This window comes from Thermogutta sp. (genome assembly GCF_014359955.1).
In the GTDB taxonomy this organism is placed as follows: Bacteria; Planctomycetota; Planctomycetia; order Pirellulales; family Thermoguttaceae; genus Thermogutta.
Genome location: NZ_JACIYL010000279.1, coordinates 1 through 5,052, shown reverse-complemented (window position 1 = coordinate 5,052; position 5,052 = coordinate 1). Strand labels below are relative to the sequence as shown.

The following is a 5,052-nucleotide window of genomic DNA, read 5'->3' as shown; positions in this document are numbered from 1 at the left end:
CCACCGAGAGCAGTTTGAACGCCTTGAGTCGCCCCGCGGAGGGGATGTGCGGCCCCTCGCAGAGGTCGAGGAATTCGCCCTGACGATAGAAGGAAACCGTTTTTTCGTTGGCGAGTCCGTCCTGGAGATGTTCCACCTTGTAGGGCTGGGCGAGATCGCGACAGATTTCCACCGCTTTTTCCCAGGGAACCTCGAGCCGCTCGAACGGCTCATCCAGCTCCACAATTTTCGCCATTTCACCCTCGATCCGCTCAAGATCTTCCTCTTTGAGCGGGCGGTCCAGGTCGATGTCGTAATAAAAGCCGTTTTCCACCGGCGGACCGAAGGCGAGCTTGGCTCCCGGGAAAAGCCGCAGAACCGCCCGGGCCATCACGTGGGCGGCGGAGTGGCGCAGGACTTCCAGGGCCTGGGGATCGCGCTCGGTCAGAATCTTGAGCCGCACGGGACCACCCGTGGGAAGGGGGGCGTTGAGATCGACCACCCGGCCGTTGACTTCCGCCGCCACAGCCGCCTTGGCCAGTCGCGGACTGATCTGCTCGGCAACGTCGGCTGCGGTTACACACGATGGGAAATCCTGGATTTGACCGTCGGGCAAAACGACCTGGACCATAGTTTTTACGCAGACTCCCGTGATTTCCAAAACCTAATGCGGTTCGGCTGGGCTGCACTGGTATTCACCCACTCGCCTTTTGAACCATAACCCGTTTAGTATCGCGTGGCCGGGCGCATAAAAAAAGGGCAGTCTGGTTGGAGTTCGCCACTTCCGCCACCTGCCAGCGGAAAGGACCACCCCCACGATCCCGGCCCGGCTGGTGCAGCAGTTGGAATCAACGTTGGGCGAACCCCCCGAGATCTCAGGGAGCCTGCGGCAGCGGGTCACGCGGGATCGGCGGAACTGTGGGATACAGGAAAGCAAATCGCCGTCGTCGCATCCAGATCGAGGTGCGACCCGACCGTCAGGCCTAAGGTGCGACGACTGTCGTGAGACCGATCTCGGGTGCGGTGGCTGGATAGCGGGCGACATGCTCGCCACTGCGGACCTCAATAAAGTATTCCACGATGTCTGGAAGCTGCTGACCGGGAAGTGTGACCGTGAACACCGATCGTGCGACGTGGCTCAGGGGAACCGTGTGATATGTGGGCTCTCCAACGGCCCGCCACTGGAAGGTCGCTTCCGCATTCTGCCACCCAAGCAGGATCACTTTGAGTCGGAGCGATTCTCCCCGAGTGAGGAGACTTCGCACGGCGGGCAGGATGATGCGGGGCCGGCCGTCGTAGGTCCGTGGGAGTGGGCGATCTGCGAGAATTTCTTCACCCACCAGCTTCACGAGTTGGGCGTCCGCCTCGCCCAGCGTGATCGGGATGACATGCTGCTGCCAATTGCAGACGTTTCCCAGACCGCCGTAGGTCGAAACGTGCGAAAGCAGATAGGTATGGACTTCTTTGAGATCTGCAATGAGTTCCTCGCGGAGGGGAAGAACCTTTTCCCTGGCTATGCGTCGAAGTTCGGTCGGGTCTCCGTTTTTCTGCTGGAGTTTTGCCAGTTCCGCAATAGCGGTTTTGTAGGCATGGAGGGAACAATTGACCCTGGCGTTTGCCCGCATGTAACGGAAGAGATCCAGCCAGTAGTCGAATCGCTCGCGGTTGCCGGCCCCCTGGACCCGCTCGCGGAGCGCTGCCAGTTCGTCCACGAACGCGTACTCTTTGGCCACTTCATTCCACGGCCGGGAGTCCGGCACAATCCCGCCTGGGCCTCCGACCCACGTGCTGGGACGTGGGAGATGACCGTCGATAGCGGCGAAAATTTGCGCTGTTTCGAAGGCCACTTCCGGTCCAAACTGAGCCGAGGCCCAATCCAGGTAGAAATCAATCGACGTGAGGTAACGTTTGGCCGTGCGGTCTCTGGCAGGCCAGTCGGCTTGATAGTCGCGCCATGCAGGACCACCGCAATTGATTTTACGGACCACCGGGCCGGTGATGACAATCCCTGCGATGCAGGGGAATTCCACCTGGCGAACGAATTCGATGACCAGAGTGCCGTCCGTCACTTCGATGCTGTCAAACGTGAAATCGAGAGCGTGATTCTTTCCGACCTGGGCAAATATGTCGAGGGTGTCAATAACCGTTTTCCCCTGGATTTTCACACCAAAGACACGCTTGCCCGCCTCGCTGTAATGGGGTTCGCAGAACTTCAGAACGACCTGGTACCGGCCGTTGGGCAGATTGAACCGATACGCATCGACATCATACCGGACGGTCTGATAAATCGGATCTTCGTCGGTGTCGGCGAAATCAACGCCGGGAAAGGCGGCGAACTGACCGCCCTCAGGCCCTTCGCCGGGACGAGACGAAGCGGGGGGAGTCTGGCCAACTTCCGGGTTCCAGCCCTGCTGATCCCACGCGGCGGCGGCCAGCGCGGAAACATTCGGCCCAAGCTGTCGCGTCCGCCAGTGAATTCCCATCAGGCCCGTGCAGCCGTACTTCAGCGCGTCGGCGGCGTCCTTTCTCATACGCCCTACCCAGAGTTGAGGGCTGATGAGGGCGGGATCATCTTCCAGCCAGGGAATGGCCCATTTGGGCCGCCCTTGTACTCGCGCGAAACCAGGCTCGACCGGGTCGTGGCCAACCTGGCGATTAATGCAACTGACCGGCATCTCTTTGGGTAATACTTTGTCGAACAGCGCGCGATCCTGGCTAGGTCCCAGCACCCATCCGCACGTTGCCAGCGTGAACGGCGCGTTCACTTCTTTGGCCGCTTCGTAGGCCATCTTCAAATCGGCGAGTGTGGCCTCAACCTCTTCGGGCTTGGTGCCCGACCAGGTCCATTTCTCAGGCGTCCAGAACCAGTAGTAGTCCAGCGGGTGCGTCTGCATGATCCGCTTAAACATCCCGGCATAGACTTCCTTGACAACGGCGGGATTTGAGGGATCTTTCCCGGACGCTTGCAGCCGTTCGCGAACGGGCGTGGGGATCGTGAGCGGCGTTTCCGTTCCCACCGCGGTCACGATGCCGAGATTCCGAGCAAAGGTGAAGGCCTCGTCAAGGACGCGGCCCATTTTTTCGAATAGATCGTTCGCCTGCTCCACAGTCATTTCCGTCCACGGAGTATAACCCTGCATGTAGTCGGCTCCATAGTCATCAACTTCGAAGAGCTGGTCGGCGCCGAACGCATAGTCCGACGTCTTCATGGGGCGATAGCCCCAGGCCCCTGTGACGTTGCTGGTGAGAAAATGCCGGGCGGGATAGCTGAAGCGCACCTGGGGGCCTTCCCCAATGTCAGCGGCCTGGCCGATCCAGACGAGCGGTTCCGGGCCGACGCCGCCCTCGGGATAACAGTGAAACCCGATGAAATTCATGCCCAATTTGGGCAACTGGGCGAGGATCGCCTTGTACTCTTCTGTTCCCCACCAATCAGGTCCTTCAGGAAAGTCGTGGAACGGCTGGATGCCCCGATGCTGAAACAACGGCCGACGCACTTCATCAAGCTGTGCCAGTGACCACGCCACTCGGCGATCGGGGACGACATCTCCTTCCAGATAGAAACGTACTCCGTAGTGTTCGGCGAGACGGTAAGCCCCGTAGAGAACGCCAGTTTCTTTCTTGCCGGTTATTATCAAAATTTGCTGCTGGTTGGCAGGAATTGTCCACAGGAGGAAGCCGTCATCTCCCGCCCGGGCGAGGCGGTCTTCCAGCGACGACCGGTGAGCATTAATAACGTCGGTCGGGATCAACTCCTCTCCCAAAAGGCGATCGCTGCGTGCCACCACGATCACGTCTGCCGTCTGATCCTTTGCCGGTTGGTCAACCAGGGGAATTAGCTCTCCCGTGCGGAGGTAGAGATATCGTCGCACTTCCAGGGCAGCGAGACGCTCCAAAGGCGAAGCCGAAGCACTAAGGCAGATAACGGCCGGTGGCGTGGACGCGACCGGTTTTTCTTCCGCATGGCCGATCGCATCCTGCATTGCTAACGGGATCATGAGACCCACCAGAAAGACAACGGCCATGGCCAGCCGCGGTCCGCTCCGATGGTTCCCGACACCGCGAAGTAAACTGGAGAAACTCCGTCGGGCACGATCCAGGCTGAACATGGTCAGTCCCTCTCCTTTGGAAGCCGATCAACAGAAGAACGTTGAGATCCGAAACGTCGCCCCCATTCTGCCGAGCGATGCCTCGACGGGCAAGAGGGCAGCACAGGGACACATCCTCACCTTCCTTTGCCGATCAGAAGCCGCACGTCCACCCGGGTTCGCGTGGGAATGAGATTTCACTCGGAGAAACGCGCTTGCTGGCTCCACATCACAACCTTCCCGTAGCCGATTTCAGCGAGCACACCCCAACTGCCCGGTTGAGTTGCCGGTCAAATGGTCGGGACAATTCGTGAATTGCCCCCGACACATTGCGGGCGCGGTATCTCGTGGGTCATTAAAACTTGAAGATAGTCCTGGGTAGCCCGCGGAGTTCTGCGGCACGGATAGTCAAAGCCCATCCTGGCAGGTAAACTGTGACAATCGGAAGATGGTTACCGAGGGACGTGGGTGTCCCGGGATTTGTTGGTGCGTTGCGACCGTTTGTAGGGATGCCACTCCCACGGTTGGAATGAGCATCATGGAAAAGCAGCTTTTTGGTTGAACTGGCGCAGGAGAAAGGAGACGCCCGATGCACCGGCGAGAGTTTCTGGCATCTTCTGTGATTGGCAGCGTGGGAACGGTGATGGCGATGAGTGAGTTGGCCCAGGCTCTCGACGGAAACGAAGGGAGCAAGCAGTTGCTGGAGCTCCGCCGCTATCAAATTGCAACGACGGAAAAACGAGATCGCCTGGAGAAATTTCTGGCTGAAGTGGCCATTCCTGTTTGGAACAATCTCGGCATCCGGCCGGTGGGTGTTTTCCGCTACCTGGAAGCTGAAGATCCGAGTCTCTTTGTGCTTTTGCCGCACAACACCTGTGAGACGGTGATCCGGGAAATGGCGGCGCTCCTGTCCGATCCCCGGGCACAAACCGCAGGTAAACAGGTGCTTGAAGATTCTTTCGAGGATCCCACTTATCAACGTGTC

At 59.2% G+C, this 5,052-nt stretch carries 3 protein-coding genes; 1 reads left to right on the top strand and 2 read right to left on the bottom strand.

Annotated features, from left to right (window positions below; translation table 11 throughout):
* Together H5U08_RS09865 and H5U08_RS09860 are read right to left on the bottom strand one after the other, a co-directional pair.
* The coding region (locus H5U08_RS09865) for a TGS domain-containing protein (RefSeq protein WP_297032570.1) at nucleotides 1-610 on the bottom strand (610 nt) is incomplete at its 3' end.
* A gap of 352 nt (nucleotides 611-962) precedes the next feature.
* Nucleotides 963-4,088, bottom strand: a complete 3,126-nt coding sequence (locus H5U08_RS09860) for a malectin domain-containing carbohydrate-binding protein (RefSeq protein ID WP_297032568.1) — start codon at nucleotides 4,086-4,088, stop codon at nucleotides 963-965.
* A 568-nt stretch (nucleotides 4,089-4,656) separates the two neighbouring features.
* On the opposite strand from H5U08_RS09860, the gene H5U08_RS09855 reads away from it, so the two are divergent.
* Nucleotides 4,657-5,052: hypothetical protein (locus H5U08_RS09855; protein ID WP_297032566.1), on the top strand; the 396-nt coding region annotated here is incomplete at its 3' end.